The organism is Robertmurraya korlensis NBRC 107688 (genome assembly GCF_001591645.1).
Classification (GTDB): Bacteria; Bacillota; Bacilli; order Bacillales; family Cytobacillaceae; genus Robertmurraya_A.
In genome coordinates this window covers 88,189-107,072 of record NZ_BCVH01000004.1, presented here as the reverse complement: position 1 = coordinate 107,072, position 18,884 = coordinate 88,189, and the positions used below count along the sequence as shown (strand labels likewise).

Here is an 18,884-nt window from a genome sequence, read left to right as displayed (position 1 = left end):
TTTTGTATTTAGTGGCCTACAGCCTTTTGTTTTCCAGACATGAACCAACCGCCTACAGCAATTAATAGCATGACGGACCAAAAAATCGTATTCCAAACAGGACCTTCAACAAAATCATGTGAAATGATATGCACGGATGGGTGAGCCAGAGTATGCATAAGAAGTTTTATCCCTACCCAACCAACTAACAACATGGCGGCACGTTCTAGACTAGGACGTTCCGTTAAGATCTTAACAAAGAACGCTGCTGCAAATCGGATAACAATTAATCCTGCAATGGCTCCCAATAAAATTACGATGAATTGAGCCGCATCCATTCCACCAATATCTCCTAGTGGTGTATCTGGTAAAGCTAGGACAAGCGCAACGGCTGCCAAAATAGAATCCACGGCGAATGCAATATCTGCTAGAGCAATTTGAGCGACGGTTGCACGATAACTTTTTCCTTTTGCATCCTTTTCACGTTCGTGCTTTGTGAACAAGTGTTTTAACGCAATATAGATTAAATACGCTGCTCCGATGGCCTGCACTTGCCAAACGTGAAAGAGGAACGAAATGATAAAAATGGCCCCAATCCTAAAAACAAATGCTAATAGCAACCCAATATTGATTGCCTTTTTCTGTTGATCCTCAGGTAAGTGCTTTGCCATTATCGCTAAAACAAGGGCATTATCAGCCGATAATAAACCTTCTAAAACAATCAAAATCAACAAAACCCAACCATATTGCAACAATAATGAAACATCCATTTACTAAATCCCCCTATTTAACAGTTCCACTATAATTTCTTAGTGAATTTCCCTTTATTCTTCTTTTAGTGTTTGCAGAAACACAAGTTTAACTAATTCTACATGAAGGTACATTATTCCTTCCTTTACACATTTCTCCAAACCAAAAATACCTTTACTATTGTAAAGGCAGATTAATTTTGTACTTTGGAATGTTCGTATTTTTTTTGAGTCCACAAAAATACATTAGTCATGAATTTTGCCATCAGTGAAACAAAAATGTACCCCACTAATAAATGCAAATAATTCTTATTTTCATACATTCTAAACAAACCAAGTTCAACAAGTAGGGGTTTAAAAACAAACGAAAATCCCCCTGATGTTAAGAACGCATAAAGATAATAGTTCTTTTTGTGATTTATCGTCCATTGGTAAACGAGCATGAACGTAACTGGTACGAAGCTGGCGTCTATCGATAAGCTCGGTAATGTAGGAATTAATTGGAAAGGATAATGCCAGTAACCCGCATTCATTCCAAACAAATCAATATATGCAAAAACAACATGAAAGCTGTATCCAAAAAATCCAATTAAAAAGATTTTACTTTTATCTATTTTGAAAAATAATATTAATAATGGTACAACAAGAACAGAAGCCATCATCCAATATTCCAAAGTAGTATATAAATGATACTCCTTCCAAATTTGTATAAATAAATCGGTTGATTCCTCTCTCATACGTACGGCTTTATCAAATTGCTTTAGGCGGTCATTAGACAATTGAATCATCCTTTAAATACAATAATAACTGTATCGTTACCCAGATTGAACCAATGTATCCGAAGAACCATTAAATTAGTATTTTTCCATATTTTCCAGAAACTCCCTCGAACCCATATACCGAACCTTAATGAGATTTCGATGATGAAGTTCATGTCCTGCAATAATAAAAATTAATGCACGAACGGTAACCTCGGAACCATTTGCCTTTCCTTTACGTAAGTATGCTTCTTTTGGTAGGCTTTTTATCAACTGTATCGTTGACTGTCGAATTACTTTTAAGTTCTCGAGTAAATCCTTTAGGGAGCGCTCATTAAACATCGCATTTTCAACATATTCATTATCATTATACCCTGGAAGCTCGGCTGTTTCGCCACGTGCAATAGATAAAAGCCTGTATCCCATAATTCGTTCTGTATCCGCAATATGTCCAATCACTTCTTTTATACTCCACTTTCCTACCCCATAACGAAAATGCGCCTGTTGATCTGTTACATCTTTAAGAATAACTGATGTCTCATCCATTTGTTGAGTTAAAATGTCAATCATATTTCCTTCAGGAACCAAATCTACATACGTTGAATAGTAAGGCGCATACTCAGTTGTCTCTAATAAATGTTTCATCTTTCTACCCCTTTCTTTATTACTTCCTATTCAATAAGGCAATTTCACTTCAATGCTCGTTCCTTTTCCTACTTCACTAGAGATAGAGACGCTTCCTTGGTGATTCTCCACAATCCTTTTGCTTACCATAAAACCTAGACCCGTCCCTTTCTCCTTAGTCGTATAAAACGGTTGACCTAATTTTGATATAAGTTCGTCTGGAATCCCGTTTCCTTCATCTATAAAACGAATGATTAATTCCTGCTCCATTGTAGAAATCAGTTGTATAATTAAGGTTCCACCATCCGGCATGGCATCAATTGCATTTTTAATAAAATTGATACAGACTTGTTTGATTTGATATTCTTCACACATAACTTGTGCTGCTTCTGTTTTTAGATCCATAATAATTTGAACATTATTTAATGTTGCTTGAGGTCCTAAAAGCGTTACCACATCCCGAATAAGTACGGTTATATCCTTACGGGAAAAATGAACCGCTTGGGGTTTAGCTAACATGAGAAGTTCACTAAGGATTTGTTCAATACGATCGATCTCTGAGGACATAATGTCATAATAAATTTTCTTTTCATAGTTGCTTGATTGCATCAACTGAAGAAATCCTTTGATGGAGGTAATGGGATTGCGAATCTCATGAGCAATTCCAGCAGCCAACTCCCCTGCGATCGATAATTTTTCTGACTTTATTAACAACTCCTGCGCTTGCTTTCTTTCGGTTATATCCCTTATGATTACAGCCCAGCCATCAACCTTATTTTTTTCATCTAACAACGGAAAAGAAGATAACTGGACTTGAAGCACCTTGCCATCCTTGGTTTTTCTTATCGTTTCGTACCCTTTAACCTTTTCCCCCAATACGGCAAAGCTTCTATTAAGTATCACTTCAAATTTCCTATCCTCTGGAATAAAAGGAAGTTCATTCGCATTTTTACCTATCACTTCATTTGACATGTAACCAAAAGTTGTCTGATAGGCTTCATTTACCGTAATGACTTTGTCCCATTTATCAATAATGACAACCGGATCTAGATTATGAAAGATAAAGGATTGTAATTGATGCTTTGAAGCGTTTAATTTTTCTTCTAAATGGATTTGCTCTTCTTGTATAGCTAAAGAAGGGATAGCAATTGAACTATTTTTGTATAAATAAGATTTTACTAGTTCATGATCCGTCATAAAGTACTCATGGGATTTTAGCAGACTGTTTTGGAGAGAAGCAGATATTTTATTTCCGTTATATGCGCACACAGAAATAAGGTTGGTATAGCGCATGCATTGATCTGCTGTTTTTTCTAAGTTCTCAAGTTTTGCCTCGATTTCTTTTTCATCGTTCCAGCAAACATTCGCCCACGTTCTTACGGTAATATGTTTTTCTAGAAGATTATGGATTACATCTGAAAAATGACTAAGAATTAAGTCACAATGAAAATCATCATATAGTCGATAGAACTCATAATTATCAATAAAGTGGATGCATTCAAATTCTTCCCGCGTTAATCTACCGCTTAATCCAATCTTCATTTGTTCATATAAATCTTTGCTCTCAATTATCATCAGGTGATGTCCTTGTTCAATCCCTGTTTCAATATAAGAAATAGCATTTTCAATATAATTACTCACCGTATCGTATGTATACAAAATGTGACCGTGGTCCTTAATGTCTATCATATTCGTTAAAGGTACAATTTTATTTTCCATAAATACCTCACCTAAACGTAATATGTTAAGTATATAGCAAAACATAAATCATTTCTAATATTATGAAAATTGTTAACTACCAAATAGTTTTATTAGTTAGAATCATAAAAAAACTACCAGTTACGGCAGCTCCAAATTATCTTCTTATTCAATTTTTCCATTTATAAACCAAATTCGCCAATAGATTAGCCCCTATGAATAGTAAATTCCCCTGGGCATTGAAGTGTAGTTAAGTAAAAAGGTTTCATGAATTATTTTATTTAAAATTTAATTAGGGTAAAACCTCATATGCTAGTTTTTTAATGATTTTTTCGTGCTGCGGGTATTTCTGTAGTAATTGTTTTTGTGTAAATAGTTCAAAATCTTGATACTCAAATCCAGGGGAGACCATACAACCTACTAAAGCAAAACCACCTGCATCTAATACAGAAGAACCAAAGATCGTATTCTTCGGAACAGCTATTTGCGGAACTTCCCCCTCCTCTATGTTTAGCCCAAGGCGGACCTCTTCATATTGACCATTCTCATGGATAATGTGAACAGAAAGAGACTGACCGGCATGAAAATACCACAGCTCGTCTGATTGCAAACGATGAAAATGAGAAACCTCCCCTTCTCGCAATAAAAAATAAATACTCGTATAAAGAACTCTCGAATAATTTGACAATTCTTCACTTGACCGGAAGGACTGCTTAAAATACCCTCCTTCTGCATGTGGTTCTAAATTTAATTGATTAATCCAATAATCAGCTGTTTTCTTTTCCATATGTTTACTCCACTTCTATCCAATATCGTCGAATGATGTTTCCGTCTTCCTCCACATAATCATTGTCTCTTATTCCACCATTATTTATGATGACCTTTTCTGATGCGATATTCCATGCATCACAGACGACAAGTGCTTTTTGTATCCCGAGTTCCTTGGCTTTTTCTAATGACAACGCTAATAGCTGTGTGGCATAACCCTTTTTCCTCTCAGAAGGACGAATTCCATACCCAATATGACCTCCACGATTAAACAGATCATCAGTAAGCTGATGTCTAATGTTTACTGCACCAAGTACCGTTTTATTGTCATCCACTAACCAAAAAGTAGAATCCGGTACCCATCCTTCTGGAAGATTCTCACCCTTCTCAGTATCAATCATGGACTGGAGCATTTCTTGAAAGTTAGTGGGTTCCTTCGCAATAACCCAAAGTACCATTTTTTCCCCACTTTCCTTCCATTCTTCATAAAAATTTATGTATCGGTCTTTCAGTTCTACTGTAGGTCTTAATAAGATTACCATGTAATTAATTCATCCTCTCGTACGGGCATAACATCAACTCAATAACTCTATTTTGAATAATTTTACCATATGAAACCATCTGATTATTACTCTATTAAAAACAAAGAGAGCTTTGAACCAAAATGGTCACAAAGCTCATAAACCTATTATTTTATAGAATTTTCCGTTCTTGATAATTTGTTTCTTCCATATTTTCGTGATGTGCTTTTATCTTAAAGTGATAAATCAAGTAGCAGGCTATGACAAACGGAACACCGAGATATAGGGCTAATCTTTGCTCGGAATCAAATGCTAAGCTAGCAAGTACAATAATATTTAATGTTAGTGCAATTATGGGTAGTACCGGGAAAAACGGTGTCTTAAATTTCAGATCCTCTAGCTTGCCACCGTCTCGAATATATTTCCTACGGAAAGCAATTTGAGAAGCAGTAATTGATATCCACCCTACTTGTGCACCAAGTCCAGCAATGGAAAGAAGCCATACAAATACGGTTTCTGCTGCAAAAAATCCTGAAAGCAGTGACAATAAAGAAATCCCCATTGTTAAAATCAATGCATTCATGGGTACACCCTTTTTGTTCACTTTTGTTAAAACGGGACTTGCCATTTTTTCTTTTGACATAGCATATAGCATACGAGTAGCGGCATACAATCCTGAATTCCCAACTGATAACAAGGCTGTAAGGATAACAAAATTCATAATATCAGCAGCATATGGGATACCGATACTATCAAATACAACAACAAATGGACTCTCAATTACTCCGGCTTTTTCCATCGGAATTAATCCGGCAACCACAAAGATCGCTAGAACAAAGAATACTAGAGTTCTCCAAACCGTTTGTTTTATAGATTTAGGAATCGTTTTCTCTGGATTTTCACTTTCTCCTGCAGCTATCCCAATTAGTTCTGTCCCTTGAAAGGAAAAGTTTACAGCAATCATCGTAATAATTAACGCAGAAAATCCATTCGGTAGAAAGCCGTGAGCGGTAAAATTAGATAGAAACGGTGCCTCTTGTCCACCCTTTAGATCAATTAAACCAAACAAGGCTGCCCCACCTAAAGCAATAAAAAGAAGAATGGCTAGTATTTTTATACTAGAAAACCAGAATTCCGCTTCCGCAAAGGCTTTAGCGGATAATGCATTCAACGAGAACAAAACAACAGCAAAGATTCCACTCCATATCCAAACCGGAACATCAGGGAACCACCTTTCCATTAACTGCCCTGCTGCTAGGAACTCTAACGCTACCGTGACAGACCACCCGAGCCAATACAACCAACCAAGAGCAAAGCCCGTTCCAGGTCCAATAAACTTGGTCGTATATGTTTGAAAAGATCCTGATACCGGCATGGCGACAGATAACTCACCTAGGCACAGCATCGTTAAAAACATAATAACTCCACCCACTAGATAAGATAGGATCGCCCCCATAGGTCCTGCTTCGCTAATCGTATAGCCAGATCCTAGAAACAACCCTGACCCTATTACCCCTCCTAATGAGATCATGAATAAGTGTCGAGTTTTCATTGTTCTTTTTAGTTCATGAGAATTGTTATTTTCTGGTATATTCATTTTTATCCCCCTTTTCCCCATGCGGGTATGCGCTTACATTTTTAGTTATGCAAATTTCATGCCACATTGAAAAGGTTTAATTGTGAACTTTTTATGAACATACTGTGCAAACTAATTTGGCATTTGAACTGTAATTTTGCATAAGAGATGCAAAAAACTCTTTCCGTTTTATCGGAAAGAGTTTTTTATTCTAATCGGATCCGGTAATGATTAAGTCATCCTGAATGGTTGCTAGTACGGTCAAAGGTTTCACAACTTCGCCTTCCTTCACATGTAAAGAAGTGATATGGCCACTAATACCCACTGATATTTCTTCTGTACTACCGTTATTCTTTTTAATAACGAATAATTTTTCCCATTCATACACATGGTTACTTTCCCCTGTAAGAACCTTATCTATCCTACCGGAACAAGGACTATAAATACATTCATATACTTTACCTAGCAACTAAGCTCACTCCTTTTACCACTCTTTTTACTTACAGGGCTACTCTTTAAGGTTCAGTAACCTTCGTTCAGCTGCTCAGCTTATACCCAACCACGGAATCTAGCCGCTTCTGCCACCTTTTTAATACCTACCATATACGCTGCTAAGCGCATATCCACTCGATGGAGCGCAGCAGTTTGATATATATTCTCGAAGGAATGAATCATTACCTTCGACAGCTTTTCATCGACTTCTTCCTCTGACCAATAATATCCCTGATTATTTTGCACCCATTCAAAGTAAGAAACCGTAACTCCTCCGGCACTTGCCAAGATATCGGGCACTAACAAAATTTCTCGTTCAGTTAAAATAGTCGTTGCCTCAAGGGTGGTCGGACCATTAGCTGCCTCCACCACAATTTTCGCTTTAATATTGGCTGCATTTTGAGCTGTGATTTGGTTGGAAATGGCTGCCGGTACTAAAATATCACAGTCCAGTTCCAATAATTCTGAATTACTAATCGTATTCTCAAAGATATTAGAAAAGGTTCCAAAGCTATCGCGTCGATCCAGGAGATAATCGATATCAAGTCCATTCGCATCGTAAACCCCTCCGTAAACATCCGAAACGGCAATAACCTTTGCCCCCGCATCATGCATAAATTTAGCTAAATAGCTTCCCGCATTCCCAAACCCCTGAATCACGACTCTTGCTCCTTGTAATTCAATGCCTTTTTTCTTTACAGCTTCTTCTACGCAAATCGTTACTCCTCGGGCAGTTGCCGTTTCTCTGCCCTTAGAGCCACCTAATACGATTGGCTTTCCTGTGATAAACCCTGGAGAATCAAACTCACGCAATCGGCTATACTCATCCATCATCCACGCCATTATTTGTGAATTTGTATAGACATCTGGTGCTGGAATATCCTTTGTTGGTCCAACAATTTGGCTGATTGCCCGAACATACCCTCGACTTAATCTCTCGAGTTCTCTGAAAGACATTTTTCGTGGATCACATATGATTCCACCTTTTCCGCCTCCATAAGGGAGATCCGTGATCCCACATTTTAAGCTCATCCAGATCGATAATGCCTTAACCTCTTCCTCATCTACTTCCGGATGGAATCTTACGCCGCCTTTTGTCGGTCCCACGGCATCATTGTGCTGTGAACGATATCCTGTAAAAATTTGAACTGTCCCATCATCCATACGGACTGGAATTCGAACCGTTAGCATCCTTATAGGATCTTTTAATAATTCGTACATTTCGTGTGTATATCCTAGTTTATTTAAGGCTTTTTGGATAACCGTTTGCGTTGAAAGGAACAAGTTAAGTGATTCTTGTTCCTTTTGTTGATCCTTTTCGATCGCATTTACCACAGTATTATTAGGCATATTTCTACCCCTCAGTCGATTTAGTAGTATTGATAACGATTGATTATTATGAACCTAACACATTTTTAATTTTTTCAAGCGCCCAATCGATTTCTTCCTTCGTTATAATTAAAGGTGGTGCAAAACGAATGACCGTTTCATGCGTTTCTTTACACAATAAACCAGCTTCCTTTAGTTGCTCACAATATGGTCTAGCTGCTTCATTAAGCTCCAAACCGATAAACAATCCTCTTCCTCTAATTTCTTTTATTTTCGGATTGGTGATCGTTTTTAGTTGGTTCAAGAAATATTCTCCTAACTCTAGGGAACGTTCTTCTAGTTTTTCTTCCTCAATCACTTCAAGAGAAGCAAGCGAAACCGCACAAGCTAATGGATTTCCTCCGAATGTAGATCCGTGTGAACCTGGATTGAATACTCCTAATACATCAGAGTTTGCGACCACACAAGAGATTGGGAATACTCCCCCGCCAAGTGCTTTCCCAAGAATAAGGATATCTGGCTCTACTTCCTCCCAATCGCATGCAAACATTTTCCCAGTACGTGCTAAACCTACCTGAATTTCGTCCGCAATGAACAATACATTATGTTCTTTACATAAATCAGAAGCAGCCTTTAAAAATCCTTCCGGTGGCAAAAGAATTCCGGCTTCTCCTTGGATCGGTTCCATTAAGAAAGCAGCCGTATTTGGCGTGATTGCTTCCTTTAAAGCTTCTAAATCACCATAAGGAATTAACGTAATCCCTGGTAAAAGTGGTCCGAAGCCTCGTTTGTACTCGGGATCTGATGATAATGACACTGCCCCAAGAGTTCTTCCATGAAAGTTGCCTGTACAAGCGATGATTTCTGCTCGATTCTCTGCAATCCCTTTCACATCGTATCCCCAGCGACGTGCTGCTTTCAGAGCTGTTTCTACCGCTTCTGCCCCTGTGTTCATTGGAAGTGCCATATCTTTTTTGGTCAGCTTACAAATCTTTTCGTACCAAGGTCCTAACTGATCATTATGAAAGGCACGTGACGTTAAGGTGACTTTGTCCGCCTGATCCTTCAGCGCTTGGATGATTTTTGGATGACGATGACCTTGATTCACTGCTGAGTAAGCACTAAGCATATCCATATAACGATCGCCTTCCGGATTTTCCACCCATACACCCTCTGCCTTTTCAATAACGATTGGTAGCGGATGATAGTTGTTTGCTCCAAATTTTTGAGTTTGTTCAATAATCGTAGTAGTTTTTGAAGTTGTATGATTCATTGTGTTACCTCCTAGTTTTATAGAGTTTCAGATGTTGTTTTCGCTTGCATATGCAATAGTAAATAGTCAGGTCCACCAGCTTTTGAATCGGTTCCTGACATATTAAAGCCTCCAAAAGGTTGATAACCAACGATGGCACCTGTACATGTACGGTTGAAGTAAAGATTTCCAACATGAAATTCTTCTCTAGCTCTTTCAATATGCTCACGATTGTTAGAAATAAGTGCACCAGTTAATCCGTAATCCGTATTATTCGCAATCTCCAACATATGGTCAAAGTCTCGAGCTTTACAGAATGCTAGAACCGGTCCGAAAATTTCTTCCTGCATCAATCGAGACTTTTCATCAACGTCGGCAAAAATGGTTGGCTGAATGAAGAAGCCCTTTGAATTGTCCCCTTCACCACCAGACATTAACATGCCCTCTTGTTTCCCGATCTCGATGTACTCCATGATTTTTTTGTAAGCTTTCTCGTCAATGACAGGTCCCATGTAGGTTTCTTGTAATTCTGGATTTCCTACCGTTAGTTGTTTCGTTAAATCAACAGCTTTTTCAAGCACTTCCTCATACACGTCCTGGTGTATGACCGCTCGTGATCCTGCCGAGCATTTTTGTCCTGAAAAACCAAATGCGGAGTATACAATTGAAGCAGCTGCAAGATCTAAATCTGCATCATTATCAACGACAACTGTGTCTTTTCCTCCCATTTCAGCGATTACACGTTTAATCCAAATTTGTCCTGGGTGAACCTTGGCTGCACGTTCGTTGATTCGGCAGCCTACTTCTCGAGAACCAGTAAAGGATACAAAGCGAGTTTTTGGGTGATCAACTAGGTAATCACCAATTTGCGCGCCGCTACCAGGGACATAATTTAACACTCCTTTTGGCAAGCCTGCTTCATACATTAACTCTACAAATTTAGCCGCAATAACTGGAGTTGAATTGGCCGGTTTTAATAAAACCGTGTTTCCCGCAACGATTGCTGCAACAGTCGTTCCTGCCATAATCGCTAGAGGGAAATTAAAAGGTGATATAATTACCCCTACTCCGAGTGGAATATAGTGAAATTGATTGAACTCTCCTTCTCGACTTTGCACGTCCATCCCGTTTTTTAATTTCAGCATTTGACGTCCGTAATACTCAAGAAAGTCAATTGCTTCTGCTGTGTCTGCATCTGCTTCGTTCCACGGCTTTCCCGCTTCTTTTACTAGATAACTAGAAAATTCATGTTTTCTGCGACGCATCATTGCAGCAGCACGGAATAAAATATTTGCTCGGTGCTCAGGTTTCCACTTTTTCCAGCTTTCAAATGCAGTCAAAGCAGCTTGCATTGCTTTCTCCGCTAGCTCTTGATTTGCCATGGAAACCGTACCAATCATTTCTTCCTTATTCGCTGGGTTGATTGAAACGATCTTCTCCTCTGTCGTAATACTTTCATTACCAATGATTACTGGGTATTCTTTTCCTAGTTGAGATTGAACATTAGCTAGTGCTTTTTGAAAAGCATGTTTATTTTCTTCAATTGAAAAATTTGTAAATGGTTCATGTGTATAAGGTTTCATTTTCTCTCCCCCTTTTGATTCTTCCATATGCTAGATGCAAGTTTTGTGCCAACATTGAGTTTTGCGACACAAAAAGGATTCACTTATGTTAGGTGCAATATTTTTTTGCGCTTTTTTCGTTTTTTTGTCACAATTAACAAAAAATATTTTGCGTTTTGAAGTTTGTTTTGATTAAATAGTTGGTAATAGAACTAAGTCTAGGGGAGAATACTCATGGAGAATTCAAAGAAATCATTATCTTATCTTCAATATGTAAATAAGTTGTATGAACGTATTTTGGACGAGGTAGAAGTTGGCGTTCACGCAGTAGATGAAACTGGTAAAACGATTATCTATAACAAGAAAATGATGCAAATGGAATCAATGGATTTACACGATGTAATTGATAAAAATTTACTAGATGTTTTTATGTTTAAAGACGATCAATCTAGTACTCTAGTACAAGCCCTTCAAGAAGGCAAAGAGACGACCAATGTAAAACAAACGTACTTCAACAATAAAGGCCGAGAAATTACAACCATTAACAATACATTTCCTATTTATAAGGATGGTGACATTCAAGGGGCCGTTGAAATTGCCAATGATGTCACGAAACTAGAACGCCTGATCAAGGGAAATATGAACAGTAAAGGGTCGACACGGTTTACCTTTGATCACATTATCGGCAATAGTTCTGCCATAAAAGAAGTGATTGAATTTGCAAAGCGTGCCGCGCGGACATCTTCCTACGTTTTAATTGTTGGCGAAACCGGAACGGGGAAGGAACTGTTCGCCCAAAGCATACATAACGCGAGTAACCGATTTTCCGCTCCTTTTATTTCACAAAACTGTGCTGCCTTACCTGATAATTTAATTGAGAGTCTGTTGTTTGGAACAAAACGAGGAGCGTTTACCGGTGCCGTTGACACTCTAGGCCTTTTTGAACAAGCAAATGGCGGTACCTTACTACTTGATGAAATAAACTCCCTAAATTTGAATCTTCAAGCTAAATTGTTACGAGTTCTTCAAGAAAAAATGATTCGTCGTGTGGGTGATACGAAGGACACAACAGTCGATGTAAGAGTCATTGCGAATATAAACGAAGATCCAATTGATGCAATTGCTAATGATCATTTACGAAAGGATTTATACTATCGTCTAGGAGTGGTAACTCTCTTTGTTCCTCCGTTAAGGGACCGAAAAGAAGATATCCCCCTCTTAGTTAAGCATTTTATTGAAAAATACAATAACTGTTTCCAAATGAATGTGAAGGGTCTATCTGAAGAAGTGACAAGGTCATTCATGGAATATGATTGGCTTGGTAATGTTCGCGAACTTGAACATATAATAGAGGCGGCTATGAATATCATGTTGGATGAAGAAGTCATTCAATACTCTCATTTACCATACCAATATCGAAGCAAGATGCAAATGAAAGAAATGATGATTCCTTTATCAACTGTGGATCATTTTATTAAAGAGAGTAATGAAGTAACCGTACCGCTAAAGGACCAAATGGAACTGTTTGAGCGCTCGTATATTGAACATGTGCTAAAGAAAAATGACTTTAATATTTCCAAGTCAGCCAACCTCTTAGGGTTAAGCCGTCAAAGTCTACAATACCGAATGAAAAAATTAAATATTGAATCAAATTAATAGTGCACCGGAATCTTGAGAAAGGATTCCGTTTTTTTTCTAGAAATAATTTATCAACACTTGGAAATACTTAAGTTGCTAACTAATATTGATAGGAGGAATTTATAGTGGTTGAGGAAAATGAAATAAAAATGAAGAAGATCTTTCTAAATACCTGCGGCTCTTTCGAGAATTGTACCGAATCCAGTATCCAATCTTTTTTACAACAATGCGAAGAAAACGGCATTGACTCACAATTCTGCATGAGTTGGGTTGAGCAGCATAAATCAGAAATCCCTGAATGGGAAACGGTATCCCAAGTCTCCCTTGAATGGATGAATCAACACACGTCAACAGGTTCACCGATCTCATTCTCAGAATAAAAACAGTGGAGAGATTATTTCTCTCCACTGTAGCAACGGACCCTCTGTTCTAAACTGTCTAAAAAATCGACTACCCTACGAAACGCATCTTCAGCGGAATGTTGATTGTACTTTAAAGAGTAAGGATCACTAAATCCGTGTTTTCCTTCAAATTTGTGTACTTCCACTTTTTTATCAATTAATTTAAGAATTAAATTATCTATATGAAAACCTTCTTCTTTTTCCGAAAAAAGAAGTAGGGCAGGACAGGCAGGTTCGATTTCAATGTAATCTCTGATTCTCGAACCGTAATATCCAACTACCCCATCAATTCCTTCCACTTCACTACACAGCCATGCGATGGTTGCTCCCACGCTAAATCCCACTAGATAAATATTCTTATATTTTCCCCTACTCTCTTTTATCGTTTTCAAGATCTTGTCTCTTGCTTTAAAAAAACCGATTTCTTTCATAAAATGCTGATAAGCCATTTCTTCTTGTTCATATGGAAAAGGTTGTTTGTTCTTTAAAAGATTTGGGAAAAACACCTCATACCCTAATTTGTCAAGATGGTTACAGTATGTCTTAATATGTTGGTTCACTCCATATATTTCATGGATAACAATAATGAGTTTGTCAGACTTATTCAATTTACCACTCCTACAGTTTCCCCCTAAATTATTGCGACCCACCAGTATATTTATTATCCCCCATCATATAGTTAGAGCTATCCCCCGGTTTCCTTTCGGGTTGGTTGGGATGTGAGGATGATTCTTAAGTTTCTTTCTTTTCCAGTCAATCCAAATAGCAAACCCAATGGCAAGAAGGACACTGGATAGGAATATCCACATAGTTTTCGACCTCCTTTTTTTTCCATTTTATCAAATGAGGGAGGTTTTTTATACAAAAAAAAGGATTGCCTTCGCAATCCTTACACCGGATCTACTTCCACTCTTGTTACGTGGGTTACCTCTCCACTTTCTAACTCCTTATGTGTAGCGTCTCGATCCAGTTCCTCTTGTGTGTTCATACCAGGTGCAATAGTAGGTTCATTATTAGATGATTCGTTTGTTTTTTTCATACTATATCTCCTTCAAACTTTCATACTAAAATTATCTTGTCTAATTAACAAATATTTATTAGTAAAATTGTGTAATTTCTCATGTACAAGGAGAGAGTAATATTAATGGGAATTGGAGACAAATGGAGTGATTTTTAGTGAAATTTTTATTGTTATCAAGTAGTATAGTCATACCCTTATTAATGATGACCCTTCAAAAGAAATGGCCAAGGGTCCGCTTCTATTTTCACTTAGTTGCTTTCTTAAGCGCTCTTATATTTGGCAATATTTCGGCCTTTGCCATTTACGATATTATCATAGATGATACGGTATTTATGACCAATATTCATGCCATATTCCTTAATCCATTCTTCTTGCTCACTGGTGCTTATTTAGGTGTCTATTTTCTATACACACTCACTGTAAACTTACTGGTAAAAGATAATTAAAAGGACTACCTTATAAGTAGCCCTTCTTAAACGTTCTTATCTAGTGATGGTAGCACTCCAAGTTCCTCCACCTTGTTCACATGTAAAGTTCCCGGATGCTCTCTGTCCTTCAATTCTACCTGTGTAGGTACAGTCGTTGCCATCGCTGCTATTTCGACGTTCAATTCGAACCTGATTGCCCTGCTGTTGCATTCTTAATACGGCTGTAACAGGGGTAGCACCTTGTCTAGTCCATCTGGCATCAAATATATTGCTATTTCCTCGTCGTATCCAAACGCCTCTCCATCCACCTTCTTCTACTTCCCATCTCCTACCTAAATCTGGTTCTGCTGGTCCTCTTAAAATGGTAGCTGACCAAGGACCACCACCTCTGTTACACACATTACTTCCCATGATTCTGTTTCCTTCAATTCTACCTACATACTGACAATTGTTTCCGTCACTACTATTTCTTCGTGAAATACAGACGAAATTGCCATCCACATTCACTCTCAATACAGCGGTTATTGGCGTTTGTCCTGCCCTCGTCCATCTACCATCAAACACATTACTGTTTCCTCGTCTTGTCCAAACAGCTCTCCAACCGCCTTCCTCTACTTCCCATCTTGTACCTAAATTTACCGGTTGTCTTAAGGTAGAATAATAAAGATCCTCGTAATAATATGGTTGAACTTGTTGATAAGTAGGTTGGGCATAATAATATGGGTTACCGTAGTTGTACATACATACAACCTCCTCCAGTACTAATTCCTAACATTACGGAATCATCATATGCCTACTACGATGAAAATGACTCAATAATTACAAAAAATAAGAACCGACTAGCTGTTCTGAAAACACATATTCTAGAACATAAAGGATCCTTTATACGGGAATAATATAATTTCTCGTATTAACCTTTGTTTTTCAACTTGCGAATCGGTTCAATTGGATTTTGGGATTAGCAAATGGTATGAGCATTTAGGAATTTATAAGCTAATTAATATCACTTCATTTGGTGTGCTCTTACTTAGCTTATTTGTAGCTATATTAATTTATAGTTTCCAAAAATGGTTAGACCCTGTTTGATGAAACAAAGTTGAGTCAACCCTGTGGTAAACAAAAAAAGCCACCCTGAATGGTAGCGTTGTATAAGTAATAATTAAATTGTTAATTCTATAAGATTCCCTTCAGGGTCCTCTATTACACTTTCATAATAGCCGTCACCTGTTACACGTGGCCCATCTATAAGAACGTATCCCTCTTCTTGGAATTTTGCCGTGAGTTCATTGACCTTTTCTTTACTGCCAAGAGAAAACGCGACATGTGCCCAACCAATTCTGTCTGCTCCATCTTCTTTATCCACACCTGTTTTGCGCATAATCTCTAAACGCGCTCCACTTTCGTATTGAATAAAATAAGATTCAAAGCCTTTTTTTACATTATGATACTTTTCATTTGATTTTCCGTTAAAGTATCGTTCATAAAAGGCTTTCATCTTTTCTAAATCTTTAACCCATATGGCTATATGCTCAATTTTCAAATCACTTCACTCCTCCTTATTGATTACATAGCAGTAGATTCAGTCTTGCTATTCAATAAAATTTTCCTTCCGATTATAATCCTGTTTAACCTTTCAGATGTGGAAACCATGCCAATAGAAAACAGTACAATCACATAGGGGAAAATTCCAATCGTTGTTTGAGAAGCAACCAATCCTAGTAATGGAGGTAAAAAGGTACTTCCCGTATATGCAAGCGCCATTTGATAACCCATGATCGTCTGAGAATGTTTCTTTCCAAAGCGTGTTGGGGTTTCGTGTAACATACATGGAAAAATGGGCGCAAAGCCTAAACCAATAAATATTAAACCTACAAGTGAAAAGATGGTTGGTATGGGTAATAATAAAAGGATTGTACCAGCAAGAGCTGTCAGCTGACCAGATCGAATTAACGTTTTATTATCAACCTTTAATGTAATAAATCCGGTCAAGAACCTGCCTATCGTTATGCCTCCATAATATAAAGAAATCCACTGAGCAGCTACGCCTACTGACAAATCTTTTACGTTTACCAAATAGCTACTTCCCCAAAGACCTACACCTGCTTCAGCACCGCAATAAAATAAAAACGTAGCCATGGCTAACTTTACTCCCTTAATTTTAAGAGGCTTTTCATTTTTTGTAGTGTGACCGATTGAGGAATCTATTTCTATGTTTAGTTTGTTGGTTGATTTTCTAGCTACCTTTTCCCATAACGGTAAAGTTAAGAATAGAATAACGACTAATCCAAACTGAAGGCCAGCAATGGCAAAATATCCACTTCTCCACGATTGATCTCCCGTAAGATAGGAAGACATAATAATTGGCCCAAGCGTAGCCCCCACTCCCCAAAAGCAGTGAAGCCAACTCATGTGGTGTGCCTTATAGTGGGCAGCCACATAATTGTTTAATGCAGCATCCACGCAACCCGCTCCTAATCCAAGTGGGATTGCACAAATAAACAGCCAAATCATTGATGGTGCAAAATTAAATCCAAGTATCGCTACAGCCGTCAGAAGACAGCTAATAAAAGTCACCTTACCAGTTCCAAATCTATTTAGTACTTTCCCTGTAAAAAGACTCGAAACAATCGTAGCACCTGCAATCATCATAAATAGCCATCCAGCCATCTCCATTGGTGCTCCGTATTCGGATCTAATTAATGGCCAGGTCACTCCTAACAAGGAGTCTGGCAAACCTAAGCTAATAAAAGCCAAATAAATGATCACTAAGAAAAATGTTGCCATTAGAAGTTCTCCTCTCATGTCTGCTTACGTATTTATATTTGTGATCATGAGCTCCAGCCCTAAATTCTGTAAACCAAACAAATAGTCTTGTTTCCAGTTACTTTCTGTTAGTTCAGGAAGATGCTCACTTGGAACATAGATTGAACTTTTCTTTTTAATCTCTTTAAGGACCTTTTCGTTCACTTCACCATGACAAAAAATAACCATATGAGGATTTAAGATAGCGACAAATGTAGCTACTAACCTACTCACAGCATCCAAAGTATGATCATCAAGAAATGCCGCTCGATTTTCTAATGCTTGAAAGAAGTTTTGTTTTTCGTACTGGGGAACAAAGGATACCTCCCCCGAGAAAAAGGAACGCCCACGAACCACATTTCCATTAATTAAAACACCGGCACCTGGTCCATTCTGGCCAAAATACAAGTATACGAGAGACTGATTGTCCGTATTACTGAGCGATTTAAAGTAGCCAAGTACGGCTGCATTCATATCGTTTTCGATTACGACAGGGATAGAAAAAAGATTTTCATAATACTCTTTTAAATCAAAATTCTGTAAATGGTCATAATCAGGTATGTAAAATATGCGACCATTATCAACCGATCCAGGTACTCCAATTGCAATGGAGGAAATTCTTGGATACACCGCAATAATGCCCTGAATACATTCGGTCAATAAACTCAAATCGTTATTCTTTATGACGCTTGTTGTGTTCCCTTGTTCTTTTACCTCACCTAAACAATTAAAAACGGTATAGTGGGTTTCATTACTTTCTAAAAAAATCGCCAAGCCCAGCATATACTCGGGATTGTACGCGTAACGTTTGGCCCTTCTTCCTCCACTAGAATCATCAAGACCAACGACCAACAGTTCTCCATCCTTTTCCATTTGCGCAAGAAATTTGCTAATCGTAGGAAAACTAATTCCTAATTTATTACTTAATTCAACTTTCGTTGCGCTCCTAAGTTCAAGTAATCCAGATCGGATACCCCTTAAGATGACGTGTTTCATTGATTTCGGAGTTGTTATTAAATCACTCATTTATTCACCACCATTTCAAGACACTTATTAAACTTCTTTAATAAGTTACAAAGATACAATAGCATACTAAAACTCGTGTACACAATAACAATTTAAATAAACTCAATAAGAGTCAACCATTTAGGCTGACTCTTTACCTATTCACTATGCCATTTAGGCAACAAATGCCGTACCAACAATAATTAACAAGATGAATAGTACAACGATTAACGCAAAACTATTGTTATACATTCAATAACACCTCCCTCAGCGTTACAATA

General features: G+C 37.8%; 22 protein-coding genes and 1 pseudogene. 3 read left to right on the top strand and 20 right to left on the bottom strand.

Features of this window, described 5'->3' with window-relative positions:
• Positions 1-8 precede the first annotated feature (8 nt).
• The 12 genes and pseudogenes from BKO01S_RS08275 to pruA all read right to left on the bottom strand — a co-directional run bounded on the left by BKO01S_RS08275 (position 9) and on the right by pruA (position 11,329).
• The gene (locus BKO01S_RS08275) at positions 9-749 is read right to left on the bottom strand and encodes a TerC family protein (protein WP_066051627.1); all 741 of its coding nucleotides are present in this window, start codon (positions 747-749) and stop codon (positions 9-11) included.
• Between the two features lie 173 nt (positions 750-922).
• Positions 923-1,507, bottom strand: a complete 585-nt coding sequence (locus BKO01S_RS08270; RefSeq protein ID WP_157077330.1) for a CBO0543 family protein — start codon at positions 1,505-1,507, stop codon at positions 923-925.
• Positions 1,508-1,582: 75 nt separating this feature from the next.
• Entirely contained in the window at positions 1,583-2,131 is a 549-nt protein-coding gene (locus BKO01S_RS08265; RefSeq protein ID WP_066051622.1) for a DinB family protein, read from the bottom strand.
• Between the two features lie 30 nt (positions 2,132-2,161).
• Positions 2,162-3,829, bottom strand: coding sequence for an ATP-binding protein (locus BKO01S_RS08260; protein WP_066051619.1), 1,668 nt, complete (start codon positions 3,827-3,829; stop codon positions 2,162-2,164).
• Positions 3,830-3,977: 148 nt separating this feature from the next.
• A pseudogene (locus BKO01S_RS25185) lies at positions 3,978-4,049 on the bottom strand (DUF3949 domain-containing protein); the annotation flags it as partial.
• A gap of 51 nt (positions 4,050-4,100) precedes the next feature.
• Positions 4,101-4,595 (bottom strand): cupin domain-containing protein, encoded by a 495-nt coding sequence (locus BKO01S_RS08255; RefSeq protein WP_066051614.1) that lies wholly within the window; start codon positions 4,593-4,595, stop codon positions 4,101-4,103.
• 4 nt (positions 4,596-4,599) lie between these two features.
• On the bottom strand, positions 4,600-5,118 hold the full coding sequence (locus BKO01S_RS08250) for a GNAT family N-acetyltransferase (RefSeq protein ID WP_066051610.1): 519 nt from the start codon (positions 5,116-5,118) through the stop codon (positions 4,600-4,602).
• A 151-nt stretch (positions 5,119-5,269) separates the two neighbouring features.
• On the bottom strand, positions 5,270-6,694 hold the full coding sequence (locus tag BKO01S_RS08245; RefSeq protein ID WP_066051605.1) for an amino acid permease: 1,425 nt from the start codon (positions 6,692-6,694) through the stop codon (positions 5,270-5,272).
• A 190-nt stretch (positions 6,695-6,884) separates the two neighbouring features.
• A complete protein-coding gene (locus tag BKO01S_RS08240; RefSeq protein WP_066051600.1) occupies positions 6,885-7,142 on the bottom strand; it encodes a biotin/lipoyl attachment domain-containing protein in 258 nt (85 codons plus the stop codon).
• 80 nt (positions 7,143-7,222) lie between these two features.
• Complete coding sequence (locus BKO01S_RS08235; protein WP_066051597.1) at positions 7,223-8,515, bottom strand: Glu/Leu/Phe/Val family dehydrogenase; 1,293 nt, start codon at positions 8,513-8,515, stop codon at positions 7,223-7,225.
• A gap of 46 nt (positions 8,516-8,561) precedes the next feature.
• Positions 8,562-9,767: an ornithine--oxo-acid transaminase gene (locus tag BKO01S_RS08230; protein ID WP_066051594.1), complete on the bottom strand. Its 1,206-nt coding sequence runs from the start codon at positions 9,765-9,767 to the stop codon at positions 8,562-8,564.
• A gap of 17 nt (positions 9,768-9,784) precedes the next feature.
• Positions 9,785-11,329, bottom strand: coding sequence for an L-glutamate gamma-semialdehyde dehydrogenase (gene pruA, locus BKO01S_RS08225; RefSeq protein WP_066051591.1), 1,545 nt, complete (start codon positions 11,327-11,329; stop codon positions 9,785-9,787).
• 213 nt (positions 11,330-11,542) lie between these two features.
• Between pruA and BKO01S_RS08220 the strand changes: the two genes are divergently transcribed.
• Both BKO01S_RS08220 and BKO01S_RS08215 read left to right on the top strand, forming a co-directional pair.
• Positions 11,543-12,964 carry a sigma-54 interaction domain-containing protein gene (locus BKO01S_RS08220; RefSeq protein WP_066051589.1) on the top strand — a complete coding sequence of 474 codons (1,422 nt, stop codon included), beginning with the start codon at positions 11,543-11,545 and terminating at the stop codon, positions 12,962-12,964.
• A gap of 107 nt (positions 12,965-13,071) precedes the next feature.
• Positions 13,072-13,326, top strand: a complete 255-nt coding sequence (locus BKO01S_RS08215) for a hypothetical protein (RefSeq protein ID WP_198158785.1) — start codon at positions 13,072-13,074, stop codon at positions 13,324-13,326.
• 14 nt (positions 13,327-13,340) lie between these two features.
• Here the strand turns inward: BKO01S_RS08215 and BKO01S_RS08210 are convergent, their stop codons facing one another.
• The 3 genes from BKO01S_RS08210 to BKO01S_RS24600 all read right to left on the bottom strand — a co-directional run bounded on the left by BKO01S_RS08210 (position 13,341) and on the right by BKO01S_RS24600 (position 14,386).
• A complete protein-coding gene (locus BKO01S_RS08210) occupies positions 13,341-13,955 on the bottom strand; it encodes a dienelactone hydrolase family protein (protein WP_066051585.1) in 615 nt (204 codons plus the stop codon).
• A gap of 63 nt (positions 13,956-14,018) precedes the next feature.
• Positions 14,019-14,156 carry a hypothetical protein gene (locus BKO01S_RS24605; protein ID WP_198158792.1) on the bottom strand — a complete coding sequence of 46 codons (138 nt, stop codon included), beginning with the start codon at positions 14,154-14,156 and terminating at the stop codon, positions 14,019-14,021.
• An 80-nt stretch (positions 14,157-14,236) separates the two neighbouring features.
• A complete protein-coding gene (locus BKO01S_RS24600; RefSeq protein ID WP_198158784.1) occupies positions 14,237-14,386 on the bottom strand; it encodes a hypothetical protein in 150 nt (49 codons plus the stop codon).
• Between the two features lie 137 nt (positions 14,387-14,523).
• On the opposite strand from BKO01S_RS24600, the gene BKO01S_RS08205 reads away from it, so the two are divergent.
• Positions 14,524-14,814, top strand: coding sequence for a transposase (locus tag BKO01S_RS08205; protein ID WP_066051583.1), 291 nt, complete (start codon positions 14,524-14,526; stop codon positions 14,812-14,814).
• A gap of 36 nt (positions 14,815-14,850) precedes the next feature.
• Here BKO01S_RS08205 and BKO01S_RS08200 read toward each other — a convergent pair whose 3' ends face one another.
• From BKO01S_RS08200 to BKO01S_RS23860, 5 genes are all read right to left on the bottom strand, one after another.
• Complete coding sequence (locus BKO01S_RS08200) at positions 14,851-15,537, bottom strand: hypothetical protein (RefSeq protein ID WP_066051580.1); 687 nt, start codon at positions 15,535-15,537, stop codon at positions 14,851-14,853.
• 418 nt (positions 15,538-15,955) lie between these two features.
• A complete protein-coding gene (locus BKO01S_RS08195; RefSeq protein WP_066051578.1) occupies positions 15,956-16,336 on the bottom strand; it encodes a VOC family protein in 381 nt (126 codons plus the stop codon).
• Positions 16,337-16,359: 23 nt separating this feature from the next.
• Positions 16,360-17,580 carry an MFS transporter gene (locus BKO01S_RS08190; protein WP_066051574.1) on the bottom strand — a complete coding sequence of 407 codons (1,221 nt, stop codon included), beginning with the start codon at positions 17,578-17,580 and terminating at the stop codon, positions 16,360-16,362.
• A gap of 24 nt (positions 17,581-17,604) precedes the next feature.
• Positions 17,605-18,624 (bottom strand): ROK family transcriptional regulator, encoded by a 1,020-nt coding sequence (locus tag BKO01S_RS08185; protein ID WP_066051571.1) that lies wholly within the window; start codon positions 18,622-18,624, stop codon positions 17,605-17,607.
• Between the two features lie 153 nt (positions 18,625-18,777).
• Entirely contained in the window at positions 18,778-18,855 is a 78-nt protein-coding gene (locus BKO01S_RS23860; RefSeq protein ID WP_084362022.1) for a YjcZ family sporulation protein, read from the bottom strand.
• Between the last annotated feature and the right edge of the window lie 29 nt (positions 18,856-18,884).

Excerpts from the sequence above, each read along its gene's own strand:
- BKO01S_RS08250 (WP_066051610.1), bottom strand. The coding sequence starts at position 5,118 with ATGGTAATCTTATTAAGACCTACAGTAGAACTGAAAGACCGATACATA.
- BKO01S_RS08255 (WP_066051614.1), bottom strand. The coding sequence starts at position 4,595 with ATGGAAAAGAAAACAGCTGATTATTGGATTAATCAATTAAATTTAGAA.
- BKO01S_RS08265 (WP_066051622.1), bottom strand. The coding sequence starts at position 2,131 with ATGAAACATTTATTAGAGACAACTGAGTATGCGCCTTACTATTCAACG.
- BKO01S_RS08245 (WP_066051605.1), bottom strand. The coding sequence starts at position 6,694 with ATGAATATACCAGAAAATAACAATTCTCATGAACTAAAAAGAACAATG.
- BKO01S_RS08200 (WP_066051580.1), bottom strand. The coding sequence starts at position 15,537 with ATGTACAACTACGGTAACCCATATTATTATGCCCAACCTACTTATCAA.
- BKO01S_RS08260 (WP_066051619.1), bottom strand. The coding sequence starts at position 3,829 with ATGGAAAATAAAATTGTACCTTTAACGAATATGATAGACATTAAGGAC.
- BKO01S_RS08230 (WP_066051594.1), bottom strand. The coding sequence starts at position 9,767 with ATGAATCATACAACTTCAAAAACTACTACGATTATTGAACAAACTCAA.
- BKO01S_RS08190 (WP_066051574.1), bottom strand. The coding sequence starts at position 17,580 with ATGGCAACATTTTTCTTAGTGATCATTTATTTGGCTTTTATTAGCTTA.
- BKO01S_RS08220 (WP_066051589.1), top strand. The coding sequence starts at position 11,543 with ATGGAGAATTCAAAGAAATCATTATCTTATCTTCAATATGTAAATAAG.
- BKO01S_RS08235 (WP_066051597.1), bottom strand. The coding sequence starts at position 8,515 with ATGCCTAATAATACTGTGGTAAATGCGATCGAAAAGGATCAACAAAAG.
- BKO01S_RS23860 (WP_084362022.1), bottom strand. The coding sequence starts at position 18,855 with ATGTATAACAATAGTTTTGCGTTAATCGTTGTACTATTCATCTTGTTA.
- BKO01S_RS24600 (WP_198158784.1), bottom strand. The coding sequence starts at position 14,386 with ATGAAAAAAACAAACGAATCATCTAATAATGAACCTACTATTGCACCT.
- BKO01S_RS08275 (WP_066051627.1), bottom strand. The coding sequence starts at position 749 with ATGGATGTTTCATTATTGTTGCAATATGGTTGGGTTTTGTTGATTTTG.
- pruA (WP_066051591.1), bottom strand. The coding sequence starts at position 11,329 with ATGAAACCTTATACACATGAACCATTTACAAATTTTTCAATTGAAGAA.
- BKO01S_RS24605 (WP_198158792.1), bottom strand. The coding sequence starts at position 14,156 with ATGTGGATATTCCTATCCAGTGTCCTTCTTGCCATTGGGTTTGCTATT.
- BKO01S_RS08185 (WP_066051571.1), bottom strand. The coding sequence starts at position 18,624 with ATGAGTGATTTAATAACAACTCCGAAATCAATGAAACACGTCATCTTA.